The organism is Schnuerera sp. xch1, assembly GCF_019931165.1.
Taxonomy (GTDB): Bacteria; Bacillota; Clostridia; order Tissierellales; family Tepidimicrobiaceae; genus JAIOUP01.
In genome coordinates, this window is record NZ_JAIOUP010000001.1 from 86888 (window position 1) to 107648 (window position 20761).

At 27.6% G+C, this 20761-nt stretch carries 21 protein-coding genes; 20 read left to right on the plus strand and 1 reads right to left on the minus strand.

Annotated features, from left to right (window positions below):
• The first annotated feature begins 132 nt into the window (after positions 1 to 132).
• From K8M07_RS00445 to sigK, 7 genes are all read left to right on the plus strand, one after another.
• On the plus strand, positions 133 to 618 hold the full coding sequence (locus K8M07_RS00445; RefSeq protein WP_223375822.1) for a QueT transporter family protein: 486 nt from the start codon (positions 133 to 135) through the stop codon (positions 616 to 618).
• Between the two features lie 105 nt (positions 619 to 723).
• Entirely contained in the window at positions 724 to 1776 is a 1053-nt protein-coding gene (gene mltG, locus K8M07_RS00450; RefSeq protein ID WP_223375823.1) for an endolytic transglycosylase MltG, read from the plus strand.
• A gap of 65 nt (positions 1777 to 1841) precedes the next feature.
• Positions 1842 to 2489 (plus strand): O-methyltransferase, encoded by a 648-nt coding sequence (locus K8M07_RS00455; RefSeq protein ID WP_223375824.1) that lies wholly within the window; start codon positions 1842 to 1844, stop codon positions 2487 to 2489.
• Positions 2490 to 2494: 5 nt separating this feature from the next.
• Complete coding sequence (locus K8M07_RS00460; protein ID WP_223375825.1) at positions 2495 to 3724, plus strand: peptidase U32 family protein; 1230 nt, start codon at positions 2495 to 2497, stop codon at positions 3722 to 3724.
• A gap of 4 nt (positions 3725 to 3728) precedes the next feature.
• Positions 3729 to 4349: a uridine kinase gene (udk, locus tag K8M07_RS00465; protein ID WP_223375826.1), complete on the plus strand. Its 621-nt coding sequence runs from the start codon at positions 3729 to 3731 to the stop codon at positions 4347 to 4349.
• A 55-nt stretch (positions 4350 to 4404) separates the two neighbouring features.
• Positions 4405 to 6063: a peptidoglycan D,D-transpeptidase FtsI family protein gene (locus tag K8M07_RS00470; protein WP_223375827.1), complete on the plus strand. Its 1659-nt coding sequence runs from the start codon at positions 4405 to 4407 to the stop codon at positions 6061 to 6063.
• Positions 6064 to 6125: 62 nt separating this feature from the next.
• Positions 6126 to 6824: an RNA polymerase sporulation sigma factor SigK gene (gene sigK, locus K8M07_RS00475; RefSeq protein WP_223375828.1), complete on the plus strand. Its 699-nt coding sequence runs from the start codon at positions 6126 to 6128 to the stop codon at positions 6822 to 6824.
• An 81-nt stretch (positions 6825 to 6905) separates the two neighbouring features.
• Here the strand turns inward: sigK and K8M07_RS00480 are convergent, their stop codons facing one another.
• Entirely contained in the window at positions 6906 to 7499 is a 594-nt protein-coding gene (locus tag K8M07_RS00480; RefSeq protein WP_223375829.1) for a YhcN/YlaJ family sporulation lipoprotein, read from the minus strand.
• A 294-nt stretch (positions 7500 to 7793) separates the two neighbouring features.
• Here K8M07_RS00480 and K8M07_RS00485 point away from each other — a divergent pair, with 294 nt between their 5' ends.
• From K8M07_RS00485 to K8M07_RS00545, 13 genes are all read left to right on the plus strand, one after another.
• Complete coding sequence (locus K8M07_RS00485) at positions 7794 to 9476, plus strand: GspE/PulE family protein (protein ID WP_223375830.1); 1683 nt, start codon at positions 7794 to 7796, stop codon at positions 9474 to 9476.
• Positions 9477 to 9486: 10 nt separating this feature from the next.
• Positions 9487 to 10539 (plus strand): type IV pilus twitching motility protein PilT, encoded by a 1053-nt coding sequence (locus K8M07_RS00490; RefSeq protein WP_223375831.1) that lies wholly within the window; start codon positions 9487 to 9489, stop codon positions 10537 to 10539.
• A 15-nt stretch (positions 10540 to 10554) separates the two neighbouring features.
• Positions 10555 to 11763, plus strand: a complete 1209-nt coding sequence (locus K8M07_RS00495; protein ID WP_223375832.1) for a type II secretion system F family protein — start codon at positions 10555 to 10557, stop codon at positions 11761 to 11763.
• 97 nt (positions 11764 to 11860) lie between these two features.
• Complete coding sequence (locus K8M07_RS12550) at positions 11861 to 12289, plus strand: type II secretion system protein (RefSeq protein WP_263282399.1); 429 nt, start codon at positions 11861 to 11863, stop codon at positions 12287 to 12289.
• Between the two features lie 75 nt (positions 12290 to 12364).
• Positions 12365 to 13126, plus strand: coding sequence for a prepilin peptidase (locus K8M07_RS00505; protein ID WP_223375833.1), 762 nt, complete (start codon positions 12365 to 12367; stop codon positions 13124 to 13126).
• 19 nt (positions 13127 to 13145) lie between these two features.
• A complete protein-coding gene (gene pilM, locus K8M07_RS00510) occupies positions 13146 to 14213 on the plus strand; it encodes a type IV pilus assembly protein PilM (RefSeq protein WP_223375834.1) in 1068 nt (355 codons plus the stop codon).
• Positions 14214 to 14215: 2 nt separating this feature from the next.
• On the plus strand, positions 14216 to 14803 hold the full coding sequence (locus K8M07_RS00515) for a PilN domain-containing protein (RefSeq protein WP_223375835.1): 588 nt from the start codon (positions 14216 to 14218) through the stop codon (positions 14801 to 14803).
• On the plus strand, positions 14766 to 16187 hold the full coding sequence (locus tag K8M07_RS00520) for a LysM peptidoglycan-binding domain-containing protein (RefSeq protein ID WP_223375836.1): 1422 nt from the start codon (positions 14766 to 14768) through the stop codon (positions 16185 to 16187). The genes K8M07_RS00515 and K8M07_RS00520 overlap by 38 nt, the downstream gene beginning before the upstream one ends.
• Positions 16188 to 16202: 15 nt before the next feature.
• Positions 16203 to 18128, plus strand: coding sequence for an S-layer homology domain-containing protein (locus K8M07_RS00525; protein ID WP_223375837.1), 1926 nt, complete (start codon positions 16203 to 16205; stop codon positions 18126 to 18128).
• A gap of 9 nt (positions 18129 to 18137) precedes the next feature.
• Complete coding sequence (locus tag K8M07_RS00530; protein ID WP_223375838.1) at positions 18138 to 18587, plus strand: prepilin-type N-terminal cleavage/methylation domain-containing protein; 450 nt, start codon at positions 18138 to 18140, stop codon at positions 18585 to 18587.
• Positions 18588 to 18639: 52 nt separating this feature from the next.
• On the plus strand, positions 18640 to 19083 hold the full coding sequence (locus K8M07_RS00535; protein ID WP_223375839.1) for a type II secretion system protein: 444 nt from the start codon (positions 18640 to 18642) through the stop codon (positions 19081 to 19083).
• On the plus strand, positions 19040 to 19654 hold the full coding sequence (locus K8M07_RS00540) for a PilW family protein (RefSeq protein ID WP_223375840.1): 615 nt from the start codon (positions 19040 to 19042) through the stop codon (positions 19652 to 19654). Before K8M07_RS00535 ends, K8M07_RS00540 begins: the two co-directional genes overlap by 44 nt.
• Positions 19655 to 19677: 23 nt before the next feature.
• A complete protein-coding gene (locus K8M07_RS00545; protein WP_223375841.1) occupies positions 19678 to 20700 on the plus strand; it encodes a hypothetical protein in 1023 nt (340 codons plus the stop codon).
• The last annotated feature ends 61 nt before the right edge of the window (positions 20701 to 20761 follow it).

Consider the following 20761-nt stretch of genomic DNA (forward strand, 5'->3'; position numbering starts at 1 on the left):
ATAATCAAATAAACAATATTCATGGTTTAACACATAAATTATCAAGAACAATTAAAAATGTTTTAAATGCTAAATTGAAATGTTCATAATTAGTATAGGACACTAAAGAATCTTTAGCTCAGGAGGAATGTTATGAATACAAAGTATCTAACTAAAGCAAGTTTGATAGCAGGAATTTATTTAGTCCTTGTACTAATTCAAATTCCAATGGGAAATCTCGCATTTGGCCCTATACAACTTAGGATTGCTGAAGGTTTAACATTATTGCCAGTAGTGGAATTAGCTGCGATACCAGGATTGTTTGTTGGCTGTTTAATATCTAATTTGATACTAGCATCTTATTCGGCATTTGGTTTAGTTGATATATTGGGAGGAAGTTTGATTACTTTATTAGCAGCATATTTAACTAGTAAGACATCAAATAAATTTATAGCTGCTTTACCACCAATATTATTAAATGGATTTATAGTATCTATATGGGTATCATATTTTACAAGTATACCTTATTGGCTTACTGTATTAGGAATTATTATAGGAGAGGCTATATCTGTAATTGTATTTGGTTCAATAATACTTTCTGTATATAAAAAAGCTAAAATATATTTAAAGAACAAGTAATAATATGTCATTATTAGTTTATTCATAATTATGTTAGCTGTTGTTTTTATACATTAAAAGTTGTATAATAAAAAAGGTAAATATTTATTCAAGGGTGGAGTTCAGGTGGTTAGTATTAATAAACTCAAAAACAATAAGAATAAGATAAAATTGGGATTATATATAATGATTATTTTTATCATTGTAGTCATACTGTCGTTTATAATATATTATAGAAATAATATATTACCAGTTTCTATTAATAATCCAAAGGACATTAGTTTAGAAATACCCGTTGGGAGTAGTCCTAACAAAATTGCTGCCATTTTAAAAGAAAAAGGCTTAATAAGGAATGAGTTAATATTTAAAATTGCATTGAAAAAGAATAATGATGAAGATAAATTAAAAGCTGGTTATTTTACTTTAAACACAGGAATGAGTTTAAAAGAAATAATTGCAGAAATTTCAAAAGGCGGAGAAAATAAAAATGTGCAGATATTTACTATTCCTGAAGGATATGAATTGCGACATATATCAGAAAAGCTATCTGATGAAGGTCTTGTAGATAAGGATGAATTCTTAAAATTAACTTCTGATAAAAAATATTTTGAAGATAAGTTTTCTTTTTTAAAGGAGTTAAATGAAGGACAAAGTTTAGAAGGATTTTTATTTCCATCTACTTATGAGGTGTATACGAATTCTAATGAAAAGCAGATAATTGAAAAGATGCTCTTACAATTTGAACGGATATATAAAAAAGATATTAAAGAAAACATGAATAAAATGGATTTATCTTTGAATGAAATAGTGACATTAGCATCTATTATTGAAAGAGAAGCAAAAAGAGATGATGAAAGAGAACTTATTTCTGCGGTTTTTTTAAATAGATTAAAAATTGATAAGCCCTTAGAATCTTGTGCTACAGTTCAATATGCACTAGGTGAAAGAAAAGAGGTTTTAGATAGTAAAGACACAGAAATTCAGTCAGAATATAATACTTATATTCATACTGGATTACCACCAGCACCTATTGCTACTCCAGGGAAAAAATCCTTAGTCGCTGCAGTTAATCCAGCAGATGTAGATTATTTATATTTTAGAACTAAGGAAGATGGAACAGGTGCCCATACTTTTACTAGAACTTATGAAGAGCATTTAAATGCAGATCCTAATAAATAATAATTTTTGATAATTAATACGTGGCAATAACCACGTATTAATTTATGTCAAGGAGGTAAATATGATTGAGCAATATAAATGAAGATTATATAGAAAATTATATACAGAGTATATTACCAGCACATGAAGGAACTTTAAAGGAATTAGAAGAATATGCTAGAAAAAACCATGTACCAATTATTACTAGGGAAGTAGCTCAACTATTAAAAATATTATTAAAAATATACAGACCAAAAAAAATATTAGAAATTGGTACTGCTATTGGATATTCTTCTCTTATAATGGCTTCATCTACAAGTAAAGAGTGTGAGATAACAACTATTGAAAGAAGACTAGATATGATAAATTTGGCTAAGGAAAATTTAAGCAATACAAAGTATAACGAAAAGATAAATATACTTTATGGAGAGGCAGAGAAAATACTCATAGATATGAATGGCAGATATGATTTTATATTTTTGGATGCAGCGAAGGGACATTATTTAGATCTATTTAATAAATGTATTAAGATACTTAAAAGTGGAGGAGTAATAATGTCTGATAATGTGTTGTTTAAGGGTATGGTAGCATCTGATAAATTAGTTGTTAGACGTAAGAAAACTATTGTTAAAAGGTTAAGAGAATATCTTGAATATATAAATAATCTAGAAGGATTTGAATCATGTATAATTCCTATAGGTGATGGGATAGCATTAACATATAGAGAGGAGTGAGAAATTTGTATAAACCAGAATTATTGGCACCAGCAGGGAATTTAGAAAAATTAAAAATGGCAATAAATTATGGAGCTGATGCTATATATTTAGGAGGAGAAAAGTTTGGATTAAGAAAAGCTTCAAAGAATTTTAATATAGATGAAATAAAAGAGGGAGTAGATTATGCACATAACAGGGGAAAAAAAGTTTATGTAACTATGAATATAGTACCTCATAATGAAGATTTAATAGGATTGGAGGATTATGTAACTGATCTTTACAATATAGATATTGATGCGGTTATAGTGTCTGATCCTGGTATTTATTCTATTATAAAAAAAACTGTTCCAGATTTAGCTATACATTTAAGTACTCAAGCAAGTGTTACAAATTATGAAACAATAATGTTCTGGTATAATTTGGGTATTAAAAGAATTGTTTTAGCAAGGGAGTTATCTTTTAAAGAGATCAAAGAGATTACAGGTAAAATTCCAAAAGATTTAGAAATAGAAGCTTTTGTACATGGAGCGATGTGCATATCTTATTCAGGCAGATGTTTATTAAGTAATTATATGGTAGGTAGAGATGCTAATAGGGGAGATTGTGCTCAATCATGTAGATGGAAATATAATTTAGTAGAAGAGAAAAGACCAGGAGAATATTTTCCAGTATTTGAAGATGAGAAAGGGACTTTTATTTTCAATTCAAAAGACTTATGTATGATAGAATATATTCCTGAGTTAATTAATTCTGGTATAAAGAGTTTTAAAATTGAAGGAAGAGTTAAAAGTTCCTACTATGTTGCAACAGTACTTCGATCTTACAGAATGGCCATAGATGAGTATTTGAAAAATCCAGATGATTATACTTTTAATAAAGAATGGATTAATGAAATTAAGAAAGCTAGTCATAGAGATTTTACAACAGGTTTTTATTTTGGTAAACCAACTGAACAAGATCAAGTTTATACTTCCAGTTCATATATTAGAAAATATGATTATGTAGGTCTTATATTAGATTATGATAGAAAAACGAATTTAGCAACTATAGAGCAAAGAAATAGAATGTTTATAGGAGATGAAATCGAAATATTTGGACCGAAGAAAAAATACTTTGTTCAGACTATTGAAAACATATTTGATGAAGACGGAAAAGAAATTGAAGTTGCTCGTCATGCTCAACAGATAGTTAAGATTAAAATGAAACAACCCGTTGAAGCATGGGATATTATTAGGAAGAGCAGAAAGGATTGATCATATGGAAAAGCCAATACTAATCGGTATTACAGGTGGAACTGGATCAGGTAAAAGCACGGTATCTAAAGAAATATTAAAATCTATACACAAAGTAAATGTAACTACAATAGAACAAGATTCTTATTATAAAGATCAAAGTCATTTAACCTTTGAAGAAAGAGTTAAAACTAATTATGATCATCCACTTGCTTTTGATAATAATTTATTATTAAAACATTTAAAGGATTTATTGAATAATAAGCCAATCGAAAAGCCCATATATGATTTTGAACGACATACGAGAAAGAGGAAAACAATAACTGTGTATCCAAGACAGATAATTATATTAGAAGGTATTTTAATATTAAATGATGAAGGTATTCGGAATTTATGTGATATAAAAATATTTGTGGACACAGCTTCAGATGTAAGAGTTATAAGAAGAATACAAAGAGATATTAAATATAGAGGTAGAACTTTAGATTCTGTGATTGAACAATATATGGAAAGTGTTAGGCCTGCTCATCTACAGTTTGTGGAACCAAGTAAGAAATACGCTGACATTATTATCCCTGAAGGTGGATATAACAAAGTTGCTATTGATATTATCGCAACTAAAATCAACTCTATATTGAATAGGTGATTATATTCCCCTTATCAATTGGTAATACTAGAATTACTAGATAGGGGGTTTTTTTATGAGAAGAAATAAGAATAACATAATACATAACAGAATCTTGAAAATGGTTTTTATATCCTTTTTTGTATTTATTGCTCTAATAGGTAGATTATATTGGATTCAAATTGAAAGTCATGATACGTTGAAGGAAGAAGCATTAAAACAAAGAGGGAGGAAGGTAGATTTATATCCAGATAGAGGAACTATATATGATGTAAATTTGATACCAATTACAAATAGAAATAGAATTAATATCTTATTTGTATTTAGAAATAGCATTATGAATAATAAAGATTTAAAAAATTATATAGTAAATAATAGTGTTTTAGATAAAAGTGATTTGGAAAGGTATATATATTCAAGGAAAGAATTATTATTTATTCCCTTGAAACCTTCTGCAGAGGATATTAGTAATAATAAGAATATGTTTATAACAGAGATGACATTAAGATATAGTGATGAAAATTTATTATCTCATGTAATAGGATATATTAATGATAGTGAAAATAGAGGAGAGGCAGGCATTGAGAAAGTTTACGATGATATCTTAAAGAATCAAGGGAACGTAAATTCTTTATATTTAGAATTAGATACAGGGAAAAATATATTTTTAGGTGGGGAATATGTTTCTAATCAAAGATCATATTCAATGGAGCCAGGTGGAGTTAAGTTGACTATAGATTACCATATACAGAAGGTAGTAGAAGATATTTTAGATCAAAGAGAAGTAAATGGAGCAGCAGTTGTAGCTGATGTACAATCAGGAGATATCAGAGCGTTAGCAAGTAGACCTAATATTGATCAAAATGATATTGATAAATACCTAAATAGGGATGATATGGCTTTATACAATAAGGCTGTACAAGTCGCTTATCCTCCAGGATCATTATTTAAAATAGTAGTATTATTAACAGCTTTAGAAAATGATATGAGTCTCTTAGATAGAATTTATTATTGTAATGGATTTGAACAAATAGGAAATGTAATAATAAATTGTAATAATCTAGAAGGACATGGCTATATTGATTTAAGTCAGGCATTTATGAAATCGTGTAATTCAGTTTTTATTCAATTAGGGCAAGAATTAGGTAGTAAAAAGATAATTGAAATGGCAAGAAAATTGGGATTAGGTGAGAAAGTAAATATTGGATTACCGGAAGAGGTCGCAGGAAATATTCCTGGAGGAAAAGAATTACAAGGACCGGTGATAGGTAATATTTCTATAGGACAAGGAAGTATTGAAACTACTCCAATTCAATTAACGAACTTAATGATGATAATAGCTAATGATGGTATAAAGAAGGGATTAGCAGTAGTAGATGGCATAACGACTCAAGATGGACAAATGATTAAAAAATTTATTAGAGAAAAGGAAACCAGAGTAGTGTCAAAAGAAAGTTGTCAAATTTTAAAGGAATATTTAGTAGGAGTAGTTAATGAAGGAACTGCAAAAAATTTAGATTTAGATAACATAGGAGGAGCGGGTGGAAAAACTGGCTCAGCTCAAGCAATTTTAAATGGAGAGGAAACAACACATGGTTGGTTTACAGGATTTTTTCCTGCAGAAGATCCGAAATATGTAGTAACGATTTTTGTAGAAGAAGGAATTTCTGGTTCACAATCAGCTGTACCCATCTTTGAACAAATAATAAGAGAAATTTACAAGATTGGTAGATAGGACTGGCACCAATACTGCTTTCCAGACATATACTTTAATATGGGAGGAGTGGAGGTGCCTTTATGTTTACTAGATTGTTGTTTTTGTTTGGGGGAGTTATTGAGCCCTTTTTAATATTATCAGGATATGTATCTAATACTAATTCATTTCCCAAACCTTTAAGCAAAGAAGAAGAAGCAAATTTATTAGACAGATTTTCGAAGGGAGATGAAATTGCTCGTAATATTCTTATAGAGAGAAATTTAAGATTAGTAGCACATATTGTAAAAAAATATAATAATACTGGAAAAGATGTTGATGATTTAATTTCTATAGGTACTATTGGTTTAATAAAGGCTATATCGACATTTAATGTGAATAAAGGCACGAGATTAGCCACTTATGCTGCTAGATGTATAGAAAATGAAATTTTAATGACAATTAGGGCTAGCAAAAAATCAAAAGGAGAAGTATCTCTTCAAGAGCCTATAGGAGTAGACAAAGAAGGTAATGAAATATCTTTGCTAGATATACTTGGAACTGAAACTGATGACATCCTTGACGAAGTTCATCTAAAGCTACAGAAGAAAAAATTACGTGATGCTATTAATGTAGTATTGAAGGATAGAGAAAAGAAAATAGTTGAATTAAGATATGGCTTGATTGATGGAGTATGTAAAACTCAAAGAGAGATAGCATTTATGTTGGGAATTTCAAGATCTTATGTTTCCAGAATAGAAAAGCGTGCTATAGACAAACTAAATAAAATTCTGAGTAATTAAAGTTAGCTAAAATTAACTTTAATTGTTCAATCTATATTAATGCAAAGTTAAATATGTAAGATAAATCCGGGAAATCCGGATTTATCTTACAGGTGTAATTCGTCTAAGAATTTCTTGGAACTGATCTGCGAATCCAGATACTGGTCTACCATTTCCAATATCTTCTGCCATGTTAGAAATCCTTGTAAATAAATCAGGATCTGCAGTTATATTTACATTATCGATATCATCGTCTTCATTTTTTACTATTCTTTCAATTTGTTGTTTTAAGTCTGTAGTTACTTCACCTTCTGCGTCATTTTCCATATCGACTCCAACAATTGCAGTATCATTGTTTATTAATACTGAAGCGTTGTTAATATTGTTTAAATCCGAAATTTCTTCAGCAATTTCATCTGCTCTTTCAGACATATCGTCCTCAGCATTGTTATCTCTTTCTACGTTTGATCCTAAATCTGTGTCTCTTCTGTTCATATTATTATCCATGTCTGTTAAGTTATTATTATTTGTTCTATCTTGACCAATCATGTTGTTATTTCTTCTTAAACCATTATTATTGTTTGGAGAATCTAAACCTATCCTATTTTCTGTGCCTCCTGGCTGAGTTGTACATCCAATTGCTGTTATTACTAGCGCAATAACAATTACGAAAAATAAAACTTTATTTTTTTTCAAAATTTTCACCTCCTATATCTATTTTTTCATTAAATCATTTTTTTATTTAATCTAAATTTTTAATTATATGTATAAAGAAGGAACTATATAATCATAATAAATATACTCATAATTGATAATAAATTCATAAACACAATCTTGTTATAACACTATTAATAAATTAAACTTAATTTAGTCAAAAAAATTGAAATAAAAATGAAAATTTTATTAATATTTTGAAGAAATAAAGAGGATAATAGAAAAATTTGTAGAATAAGTAATTATAATAACATATAACTCTTTTCAGGTGAAAAAATGAAAACTTTAAATTTAAAGTTAGGTGAACTTTTACTCTATTACGGTAAAATCACTAAACAACAATTAAATAGTGCATTAGAGAAACAAAAAGATACCAATTCAAAAATTGGAGAAGTTCTAGTTAATGAAGGATATGTTACAAATAATGATATTATTGAAGTTTTAGAATTTCAACTAGAAATTCCTCATGTGGATCTAAATAAATTTGTTATTAATCAAAGTGCTGTATTATTAATACCGGAGAATATAGCAAGACGACATGAGCTTATTGCCATAGATATAAAAGAAAATTGTCTTGTAGTAGCAATGTCAGATCCTTTAAATATATTTGCAATAGATGATTTAAAATTTTATACAGATTATGAAATTCAACCAGTAATATCGATTAGAGACAGTATTATAGATAGTATTGATAGATATTATAGAAAAAAATCTACAGAAAATGTAATCAAGGAAATTACTAATTCTTATAATTTAAACAATAGTGAAGAATACGATGATAAGGAATTATTTGAAGTAGCCAATGCACCAGTAGTAAAGTTAATTAATTCTATAATTCAACAAGCTGTTGATATGAGAGCGAGTGATATACATTTTGAGCCGTTATCGGATGATTTACGAATTAGATTTAGAATAGATGGCGATTTACAGGAAATAATGAGATTATCTAAAAAAAGTCTTTCTGCATTAGTTACAAGGATAAAGATAATAGGTAAGATGGACATTGCAGAAAAAAGAATTCCTCAAGATGGCAGGCTTGAAACAACAATAGACAATAAGGAAATTGATATGCGAATATCAACCATCCCCACTGTATATGGAGAAAAGATGGTTCTAAGATTATTGGATAGAAGTAATTTCATGTATACAAAATCTGAATTAGGATTTACTGATAAGAATTTAAGACTTTTCAACAAAATACTAGGACAACCCTATGGAATGTTATTAGTAGCAGGCCCAACTGGTAGTGGTAAAACAACTACTTTATATGCTGCTTTGAAGGAGCTAAATAAAGTCGAAAGAAATATCATTACTATTGAAGATCCTGTTGAATATAAAATAAAAGGGATTAATCAAGTCCAAATAAATCCTAAGGCAGGATTAACATTTGCTAATGGATTAAGGTCAATTTTGAGACAAGACCCAGATGTTATCATGGTTGGAGAGATAAGGGACTTTGAAACTGCTGAAATAGCTATTAGATCAGCGATTACTGGACATTTAGTATTATCGACTCTTCATACAAATGATAGCCCTTCATCTATTATTAGATTAATAGATATGGGAATAGAACCTCATTTAGTATCATCAGCTTTAATAGGAGTAATTTCACAGAGACTTATAAAAAAATTGTGTTCTAAATGTAAAATTCCTTATAAAGCTAACTGCTCAGAAAAATTATTGTTAGGTATAGATCCTAAAGAAAAAATTACACTTTATAAACCGAAAGGTTGTAATAAATGTAATAACGGATACATAGGAAGAAAAGCGATTCACGAAGTAATGATTGTCAATGAAAAACTTAGAAAATTGATAAATGAAGGTAAAAACATTGATGAAATACGCAAAGGTGCCAATGACTCTGGAATGTCAACACTTATGGATAATTCAATTACATTAGCTTTACAAGGAGTATCTTCTTTAGAAGAAGTGCTAAAAGCTAGTTTTACATTAGGTTAGGAGGAAAGTTGTGAATTTAATAAATTTACTCAAATATGCTATTTCAAATAATGCATCTGATATTCATATTACAGTTGGAATACCACCAGTTTTAAGAATAAATGGCTCTTTAATAAATTGTAAAGACTCGATTTTAAACTGTGACGATACTGAAAAACTAGTTAAACAAATTTTAGATAAAGATCAATTAGATAAGCTAGATAAAAATGGTCAAATTGATACTTTATACTCTAATTCTGGAATAGGTCGTTTTCGAGTAAATGCATATAAACAGAAAAGAAGCTATGGAATGGCTATTAGAATAATTCCTTTAAGAGTTCCAACTATAGATGAATTAGGATTACCTAATATAATCAAAGACTCATCTAGACTTCCAAGAGGTTTGGTATTAGTAACGGGGCCTACTGGTAGTGGGAAGTCTACTACTTTAGCTTCTATGATTAACTTAATTAATGAGGAAAGAAGATGTCATATATTAACCTTAGAAGATCCAATTGAATATTTACATAAACATAATAAGAGTGTTATAAATCAGAGAGAAATTGGAATTGACACTAATGATTTTAATAATGCTCTTAGGGCAGCATTGAGACAAGATCCTGATGTAATATTTGTAGGTGAGATGAGGGATTTAGATACCATAAGTACAGTACTTACTGCTGCTGAAACTGGACATCTAGTATTATCTACATTACATACTATTGACGCTGCAAAGACAATAGATAGGATTATAGATGTTTTTCCTTCTTATCAACAACAACAAGTTAGAGTTCAGTTTTCTTCGGTAATTCAATCAATCATTTCACAACAACTATTACCTAAAGCTAATGGAAATGGAAGAGTTGCAGCTGTTGAAACAATGACCGTAACTCCTGCAATACGGAATTTGATTAGGGAAGATAAAATACATCAAATAGAAACTGCTATACAAACAGGCAGTAAAGCAGGAATGAAAACTATGGATGGTCATTTACTAGAATTATATAACAAAGGTATAATTTCCAAGGATACAATATTGAATCAAGCTATTAATTTAGATTATGTAAAAAGATATATTCATTAGGATGGTGTTGTTTAAATGGAATTATATAAATATAAAGCTGTCTCTGAAAAAGGTGAAATATTAGAGGGATACCATGAGGCTCAATCTGAATCTGATGTACTTATAATGCTAAAAAATAATAATTATTATCCAATGTCTGTAGAAGAAAATAATAAAATAGATATTAAGAAAGATTTGTTTTCAAAAAAGGTTACTAAAAAAGATATATCTGTATTTTGTAGACAGTTTTACACTATGCTTAATGCAGGAATTAACATAATAAATTGTCTAGATATATTAGAAAAACAAATTGAACATAAAACATTGAAAAAAGCAATATTTGCAATCTACGAAGATGTACAAAAGGGTATGACTCTATCTCAAGGGATGAAAAAACATAAAAGTATGTTTCCTTCTCTGTTAATAAATATGGTTGAAGCTGGAGAAGTAAGCGGAAATTTAGATGTATTAATGGAGAGAATGGCAGTTCATTTTGAGAAGGAAAACAAAATTAAAAATAAAGTAAATAATGCTTTAGTTTATCCAGTAGTATTGAGTATAATTGCTATAGCAGTTGTAGTGTTTCTAATAATTGTTGTAATGCCTACTTTCATTGGAATGTTTGAAACAAATGGTTCTGTGCTTCCTGTTTCTACTAGAATGTTACTGACTATAAGTAATTGGCTGACTAATTATTGGTATTTATTTATTTTAAGCGTTGTTTTTTTATTAATTGGTGCTATAAAGTTTGAGAAAACTGAAGTCGGAGGATTAATAATTGATAATTTAAAAATAACAATACCTGGTATTAAAAATATAAGCATAAAGATTATAACTTCAAGATTTACTAGAACCTTATCTACGTTGCTCTCAAGTGGTATGCCTCTTTTACAGGCATTAGATGTGGTAAAAAATATAGTAGGTAACAGAATAGTATCAAATAAATTAGAGACTGCAAAGGAAGATATTAAAAAAGGGATATCCATGTCTAAAACCATAAAAGATACAGGTTTATTTCCTCCAATGGTAGATTCTATGATAAAAATTGGGGAGGAATCAGGTGCACTAGATGATATACTTTATAAAACTGCTGATTATTATGATGAAGAGATAGAAGCATCTATACAAAAGATGACTACACTATTAGAACCTATTCTTATAGTGTTTATGTCTATAATAATAGGATTTATAGTAATATCAATGGCAATGCCAATGTTCGATTTGGTAAATACTATAGAAATATGAGTTTACTAACATGAAAATTGTGACGATGACTAGGACAAGGTCGATAAGATGATTAATGGTGCAAGTAAACAATAAAAAATAAATAGGGGGAGAAAGAATGTTTAAATGGGTTTTAAAGAAGGTGAAAAAGAGTAACAGAGGATTTACTTTAGTTGAGCTAGTAGTTGTAATTGCAATACTAGGAATATTAGCAACAATTGCTGTACCAAAAATAGGAAATTCGAGAAAAAAAGCAGCAATAGTAGCTCATAACGCTAATGTGAAGATATTGATGAGCGCAGCAAATATGTATTATGCTGAAACCGGAGTATCTGCATATTGGACTGGAGATAATGAGGCAGGAGGAGGAAATGACATAACTTGGCAAAATTATCTTGAAGAATGGCCTGTGATACCAGATGGTTTGGATGGAATGGAATTTGAAACTAACAAAAAGATTGATGAAAAAACAGAATATGAAGTAACTATTGATACAGATGGAGATATTATAATAACACCTGGTAAATTATCACAGCCAATTAACTAAGACTCAATTAGAAAGATGTTAAATAAAGAAATAGTTCAAGATTTATCAAAAATTGAAAGATAAAGGAGACTACATATGGAGATATTAATATTCTTAATAGGCATAATAATAGGCTATTTTCTTAACGTATGCATATATAGAATACTAAAGAATGAAAGCATAGTTTTTCCGGGTTTCCATTGTTCTAATTGTAGTACTCCTTTAAACTGGTATGATTTAGTACCTATAATAAGTTTTTTATCTCTAAGACGAAAATGTATATATTGTGGCATGAAGATATCTCTTAGATACCCTTTTGCCGAAATACTAAATGGAATTATATTTCTCGCACTCTATTATAAATTTGGTTTTAGCACTGATTTTATTTTTTATTCTATTTTATTTAGTATATTTATATTAATAACCCTCATTGATATAAATTATCATATTATTCCTAATATGTTAATTTATATCATATTATTAGAAAGCATTAGTTATTGTTTCATAAAATATTTCTTACATAATGGACAATTAAATCTACTTGGTAATTTGGGCGGTTTAGTATTAAGTGGAATTATCTTTTTAATTATATTTATTGTATCAAATGGTGGTATGGGTGGAGGAGATGTAAAATTAATAGCGGTATTAGGCTTTATACTTGGAATGCCTAAAATTATTCTAGGCATCTTTTTATCATTTCTATTAGGAGGTATAATTTCTGTATTATTATTAGTGCTTAAAATCAAGGAAAGGAAGGATGCTATTCCTTTTGGCCCTTTTATAATATTAGCTTTTGTTATAACGCTTTTTTGGGGGGATAAGATAATGAAATGGTATTTGAAAAGTTTTTTGAGGTGAGTTAAGGAGATGATTGACTTTGAAGTTTTCTCTTATTCCTAACCGTAAAGTACTCTCTCTGGATATAGGAGCTTATAAAATAAAGGCAGTTGAGGGTAGAGAAACAAAAAAAGGAATTATAATAGATAAATGTTTTAACGTATATACCCCAGAAGGAATTTTTCAAGATGGGACAATTTTAGATAAGGATTTACTACATTATGTAATAAGTGAAGAATTAAAAAAGAAAAAGATAAGGACTAAAAATGCTTATGTCACAATAAATAGTTCGAAAATCGTAACAAGGGAAATTACCATTCCAAAAGTAAAGCAAGAAGAAATAGAAAATATATTAAGATTTCAAATAGAGGATTATATTCCCGCAAATATTGATAATTATGTAATTCAGTTTAAGATAATAGATTTCTTCTACCAAGATGATTCGGAAAAAATAAACATATTAATAATTGCCATTCCAAAAGAAATGGTAAGGGATTATCATGAATTGTTGGAAAACCTTAAGTTAAACCCTTTAGTGTTAGATTATCAACCTAATTCCACGGCTAAGCTTATAAAATATAATGGTTTAATAAATAACACTTTCCAAACAGAAGATATAACTTTTGCTAGTATTGATATTGGATACGATAATACTAAAGTTTTAATTATAAGAAATGGGATTATATTTGTTTCTAGAATTATTGAGATAGGTGGAGAATATATTGATCAAAGTATTTTAAATTATTTTGATTACGATCTGGAAGAGTTTAAAGTAAAAAAAGAAGGAATAGAAGATATAAATCATTTTCACGATGAAGAATCTGAATATTATAAGGTTGTAAATATTATTAAAAAGTCTATAATAACTCTTACTGAAAAAATAGAAATTATATTTAGATACTATTTGACGAGGAAAATGGACAATAAAATAAATATGATTATATTGTCTGGAGGAATTTCAAATATAAAAGGAGTGGATAATATGTTTTCAAATATATTTAATATACCTTCTATAACAATTAAGTCACTAGATAAAGTAAAGTTTAATAATGAGTTTTCAGATTATATTAATGCTATAGGTTCAATTATTAGGACATCAAAGGTGTAAAGATGAAAGATTTGAATTTTTTTGCTTCCTATATTGATAAGAAAAGATTTAACATAGATAAGCAGATGATTTATTATTCAACAGTAATACTCTTAATAAGTTTGGTTCTTATTTATTCATTATTTAATCAAATTAGGATCAGAATAATTTCCAAAGATATAGTTAAATTAAAAGCGATTATATCGAATGAAAGAATAAATAAAAAGGTAGATAAAATAATAGAAGATGAAGCGGAATTGAACCTATATAAAAACTCGTTAAATGAAATTAGATTATTAGATGAATATGTAGAGAGTAATAGTACTATTGAATATTATTTATTCGATATGATAATATCGAACACTCCAAATAATATTTTTTTTACATCAATAAGTATGTATACTGATAACATACAAATAATTGGAAATTCAATAGATCAATTATCTATAGGACAATTGGTGAAAAATTTCGAATCCATTGAAACATTTAAAAATGTATTTGTATCATCCATATCAAAAGAAAAGCAATATTATACCTTTATATTAAATATCGATCTAAAGGGTGTGAACATGGATGGAGAAGTTGAAAACATTGATAAATTGGAAACATAGAAGAATATTGACTAATAGAGAAAAAAATTTGATGATTCTATTAGCAACGATTATTGTATTATGGACAATTATAAATTTTTTAATAATTCCACAATTAAATGAACTACAAACAATTAGAGAAGAAAAAACGCAATATGAAACAAGGATATTCAAAATGAATTCGATGTTAAAGCAAAAAGATGTTATTAAAAAAGAATTAGAAACTATAGAATTGGAAGAGGCTAAGTTATCTAATAGTTATTATGCAAGACTAGATCAAAAAGAGATAATAAATTTATTAAGTGAGATTTTTGAAAATGAGAAATTCGAAGTAAAGGATATTGTTTTTAATGAGCCAATAGAAGAGAAAATAGGAAAGTTGACTGTAAGTAGAATGGATATAGATATACCTTATAGGGGAGATTATGCAGGAATTATTCAAGTTATGAAAGGCATTTCTACAAATTCAACAAAAATTATTATATCTAACCTAATTATGGATAGAACTGAGGGCAATTTATTAACAGGAACTATTTCTTTAAAAATATTTGGTTTAAATAATACCAATAAAATAGAGGAAGAATCTACTTATACTAATAAAACAATGGACAACCATAAGAATAATCCTTTTAAGTCTTATGATAATTATGTTGATACTACTGTTGAAAATGAAATAATCGATGAAATAATCATAGAAGAAAAAGCTGATAGTAGCAGTGATGATTTACAAAAAGAGCAAGATTCTGAAAATCTATGTAGCAAGGAGCTACTAGAGGATTTTGAGAACGGAAGCTATAATTTTATTCCTTCAAATCAATATATAAAAGGGAATATCTTAGTATCTAACAATAGTAAATCAAATAAAAATTCATTAAAATTTGAATACAATATATTAGCTATAGATGATGAAAATAGAGCGTATGTCGATTTATCAAATAGGGATATTATTATTAAATATCCTCCTATTTCAATGGGAATATGGGTTTATTCGTATGGATATTCACCTATAGTATTAGGAGTTAGATTGAAAGGACAAGATAATGAAAAAATTGATATTCCTATAAGTGAAGGAATTTCATGGACTGGATGGAACTATGTTGAAACAAAATTACCAGCAGACTTAAATTTATACCCTCTTCAAATTGATAAAATATATTTAGAGTTAGCTTATAACAGAGATGACTATGGGGTTTTGCTGTTTGATAAATTAGAGGTCAATTATCCTAAAGGTAGAAATAATATCGATAAATCGTTTGACTTTCATATTGTAAAAGAAGGGGAAACTTTAGAAGGTATAAGCAAAAAATATTATAATGATTTAAATAAAAAGGATATTATTATGAAATATAATGAATTAAAGAACAATAATATTAGTGCAGGAAGAGTTTTAATTATACCAAAATAGGAGAGATAAATAGCTATGAATAATATGAAAAAAACCTCATTTTTACTAATGATTTTGGTAATTATAAGTAATACTTCAATAATTTTCGCTAATGATGAGCATCAAAGCTATGAGCAGGTTAAAAGTGTAGGGGAGTTAGTAGGCTATTATGATGGAATATTGCACAAACAGCTTCCAACAATAGATGAGATAATTAAAAGATATGAGGATTATTACAATAATCAAAGCACAATATATAGAGAGTACTTTATAGAGGGTTATTATATAGGATTTAATAAAAGCTACAGTGGAAGTATAAATGATGATAATCCAACAGAGAACAATTTTTTAAATTATGCAGATATATTAGGATTAGTTCTAGGAGAAATATATGGTAATAAGGACTTCTATGATGGTGAGAAATATAATCCTACTAGATTTCTACCTTCCAATAATACATTAATTAGTGATTATAATTTAAATAGGTTATCTTATAGTGATAAATCTCAGTTTTTAAATAGTTTTAAAGAAAAATATAAAGCGGGCTATAGAGAGGGGTACAATAGGGCAAATTTTAGTTCAATAAATATTTCATATGAAGATGGGATTAGAGATGGAGAGAATTTTGGAAGCACACTTGGAAGAATAGATGGAATACAAGATTATTATAATAACAGAACTAGAAGTTTTAAGAGAAACATACCATCTGATAAAGATATTAAAAGAAAATATTCCTTAAACAGGAACGGAGAAAGATATTCAGATGGATTTTTAGCGGAATTTAAGATAGCTTATCAAGAAAGTTACAATGAATCTTTTAGAAGTATAAATACTGAGGAAAATATTAAGCCTTATACAAATGGGTATGAAAGTGGGAAAACATCAGGTTTAATTCAAGGCGATTCAAATGCTGTTCAAGATTTTTATTTAAACCTAGAAAATAATTGGAAAAGATATTATCCTACACAAGCATCAATTACTAAAGAATTTAATCTAGTAGTAGAAGACAAGGATTATAGAAGAGGTTTTATAAGTGGATATTTAGAAGGATTATCAAATGGATATAGGATTAGATTTCAACAATTACATAATGAAAGAATTAATAATAAAACTAAAGTTCAAATTATTCCAATATCAGGAGGGGAAGTAAAATTATCAGACGATGAATTTTCATTATACATAAATGAAGGAACTTATTACAATCCAGTTGTAATTACAACTAATATATTACAAAATAATTATTATTCTATAGCTGGTGAACTAATAAAAACGTCTGACTTTTATAGAATTGAAATTGCGAATAGATCTAATGAAGTCAATAATGAAGAATACATAGAATTGAGTTTTGAATATTATGGCAAATATAATGGTGGGATCTATAAACTAGTTGATGGTAGGTGGATATATTTACCTTCAAGAATAGAAGATGGAATTATAAAGACAAAAGTAAAGCCTAATTCTTTTAAAAACGAAGAAAATGTATATAGTGTTTTTGTTGATAAAAATTATGAAATCCTATTTGATGTTAGGAGCCATTGGGCAAAAGATGAAATTACAGCTTTTCAACGAAGAGGTATAGTTTCAGGGTATTCTGATGGAATTTTTAGGCCAGATGAATACATAACAAAAGGAGAATTCTTTACAGTATTAAGCAAAGTATATAATTGGCAAATTATCAATTATAATGAGCTTTCATATTTAAATGTTATTAATTACGCTTTAAATCAAGGTTACATAAAAGTTGACGATGCTTTTAATGTTGATGATCCAATTAGTTATAATGAAATTGAAATGATAATGAGAAAAGTATTTGATTCTGATAATTTTTATTGGGATAATATTGCTTCTAAAATGTTATATGAAAGACAATATAAGAGCAAAAGTTACTATAACAAAACCAACTATATGACTAGAGCAGAAGCCATTTATATGTTATATATACTGAATGAATGGAGGTATTAGTAAAATATTGTGCGTAAAGATAATAAAGGGATTACTATAATAGAGATTATAATTGTAATTAGTATAATTTCAACTATATTAATGATTTCTACTTTCAGGGGTATTAGTGTATTAAATTTTAAAGAGAGAAAAGAATTATTGGAATTTAAAAATGATATTTGTTATACAAGAAATAAGGCAATAGTGGAATCAAAACTATATAGTATTGATATAAGACCTGATCAAAACTTATATATTATATATAGTCATGGTCGGACCAAAAAAGCCATAAAGAGGAAAGAATTTATTAAAGGAATAAAGATAAGGTATACAAATATCAAAAGTGACGAAATTGTTTTTAATTACACAGGAGCCCCAAAAGGAGCTGGCGCAATTTTTTTGGAAAATAGAAAAGGACAAGAAATAGAGATTACTATTATCCCAGCAACTGGCAAAGTTAATATTCATTTTGATAGATGATAGATATAATTTTATTAATTATCTAAAAAAATATTATTGGATAGTGATGAAAATGAACAAGAATAAGAATAAGAAAGGTTTTCTTCTTATTGAAGTGATAATGGGATTGTTCTTATTGGGGATTATAGTTGTCAATTGTTTTCCTCTGTTGAATATTGCGATAGATAATATAAATATAGTAAAAAGGAAGGTTAATATTGTATTCGTTGCTGAATCTATTATGGAGAAAATTAAATTTTATGATTATGATTTTCTAGACGGTGAGAGTATATTTGATATGGAATTGAAGGAACTAGTTGATATTTTCAATAATTCAGATTCAGTTATTGTAAAATTACCTATAGATGAGGAGAATAGAGCTTATGAATATTTTTGTACTATATACAAGAATGACATTAATGATAAATTATGGAAGATATCTATACATATATCACCAAAGGTAGATAAGAAAAATGTTAAAGATGTTATTCTACAATCAATTATACCAAAACCTTAATAGGATTAGATTTAAAAAGAATACTTTTCAAAATAGCGGCTTTACTTTAATAGAATTGTTATTATCCTTGGCTATTGGTTCTATATTAATTATGTGTTTTATAATAATATTAAACTTCGCAATAGACAGTTGTAAATTAGGAGAAGCTGAAGATGAAATTTTATTAAATGGAAGATATGCTATAGAGTATATTAAGAAAGAGATAAAATTAGCTGATAAGATAATTTCCACTGATAAAATTGATCAATTCAATGAAAAATATGAACATAATCTAGGATTTGTTATTATGAAATATATCCCTGATACTTATTATAAATATAATTATTCTTCATATTACTTTAAGAATAATAAAATCTATAGGATTGCCGCGAATAGTACTAATGACAAGTTGCCAAGAGTAACATTATTTGGAGGACATAATGAATTAGCTGAACATATTAAATCAATTGAGGGAACAAGTATTGACTTTGATACTAAGCTAATAAACTTGTCCTTTGGATTAAAAGGAGAAATAGGAAGCGAATCAAATTTTAATTTAATAATTGGTATACGATGTCCTGTTCTTTATTAATTGTCATGGAGGTTTGTTGTGGTGTGAATAATAATGGATTTATAACTATAATGGCATCATTGATAATAGTGGTAATAATGATTTCTACAATATATTTGATGTATACATACAATTTGGAATATAAAATTGCTAATTCAAGCATAAACAGTATTCAATCCAACTATTCAGCAGAGAGTAAAATATATTTGACATTAAATAAAGAAGAATATTATAATAATCAGCTTATCCCTAGAGTTGAGAGATATGTAAAATATGGTAGAATAACACCTATATATGATTATAAGGTTTGTTTAGATTATTTGGACTTAATTGAAGGGGATTCAAATAATATTGTAAATATAAGATTTTTCGAAAAGGGAGAAACAAAAATTTTAGAACTAAGTACAAATAGTCCGTATAATGGAATAACTAAAACTACTACTGCTGATATTTCGATATTAAATAATTTATATGAAATGGGCGTTCCAATAGTATCTGCAAATAATCTTTCTGAAGAAAGAATAGACGAATTCAATAATTATATGTATTATTTACAAAAAGAAATAAAAGTTCCTTTATTAGAAGAAGATATTTTTGAAATATCTGTGTTGGATTATGAAGAGTTAAAAATAATAAGGAATAAAGACGGTAGAATGAATATTGAATTTTTTAGGAATAATATTGAAAATCCTATTAAAAAAGAAGTATTGACTACTGAAGGAATTTTTCTATTAGCTAAAAAAGATAGTAATATTCCAACTATTTCAATATCAACAGAAAATAGTTCAGATAAAGTAAAATTAGAAGGAGTTATTTATGTAGAGGGAGATATGAATATATATAATGATTTTAATTTTAATGGTATATTAATAATCGATGGAAAAATAATTATACATTCTGCAGCTGAGGTGAATATTGAAGGAATTGTTTTTCTTGATGGTTTAGTAGAAGAGTTTCAACAAAAAGGAAATTTTAAAGTTAATTATAATTTTGATAAAATAAGAGAGTATGGAAATTACTTACCTAAATTTATTGATTTGAGAATTCAAACAATAAAGAGTGTTTAAATTAGTAAGGAGGAATATATAATGGAACTAAAAAACTTAGTGAAAGTTACAAAAGTGATAA

Bases quoted from the DNA above. Each gene is read 5' to 3' on its own strand.
- K8M07_RS00540 (WP_223375840.1), top strand. From the start codon at position 19,040: ATGTTAAAGATGTTATTCTACAATCAATTATACCAAAACCTTAATAGG.
- K8M07_RS12550 (WP_263282399.1), top strand. From the start codon at position 11,861: ATGTTTAAATGGGTTTTAAAGAAGGTGAAAAAGAGTAACAGAGGATTT.
- sigK (WP_223375828.1), top strand. From the start codon at position 6,126: ATGTTTACTAGATTGTTGTTTTTGTTTGGGGGAGTTATTGAGCCCTTT.
- K8M07_RS00515 (WP_223375835.1), top strand. From the start codon at position 14,216: ATGAAAGATTTGAATTTTTTTGCTTCCTATATTGATAAGAAAAGATTT.
- K8M07_RS00495 (WP_223375832.1), top strand. From the start codon at position 10,555: ATGGAATTATATAAATATAAAGCTGTCTCTGAAAAAGGTGAAATATTA.
- K8M07_RS00445 (WP_223375822.1), top strand. From the start codon at position 133: ATGAATACAAAGTATCTAACTAAAGCAAGTTTGATAGCAGGAATTTAT.
- K8M07_RS00525 (WP_223375837.1), top strand. From the start codon at position 16,203: ATGAATAATATGAAAAAAACCTCATTTTTACTAATGATTTTGGTAATT.
- K8M07_RS00535 (WP_223375839.1), top strand. From the start codon at position 18,640: ATGAACAAGAATAAGAATAAGAAAGGTTTTCTTCTTATTGAAGTGATA.
- K8M07_RS00505 (WP_223375833.1), top strand. From the start codon at position 12,365: ATGGAGATATTAATATTCTTAATAGGCATAATAATAGGCTATTTTCTT.
- K8M07_RS00520 (WP_223375836.1), top strand. From the start codon at position 14,766: ATGGAGAAGTTGAAAACATTGATAAATTGGAAACATAGAAGAATATTG.
- K8M07_RS00470 (WP_223375827.1), top strand. From the start codon at position 4,405: ATGAGAAGAAATAAGAATAACATAATACATAACAGAATCTTGAAAATG.
- udk (WP_223375826.1), top strand. From the start codon at position 3,729: ATGGAAAAGCCAATACTAATCGGTATTACAGGTGGAACTGGATCAGGT.
- K8M07_RS00485 (WP_223375830.1), top strand. From the start codon at position 7,794: ATGAAAACTTTAAATTTAAAGTTAGGTGAACTTTTACTCTATTACGGT.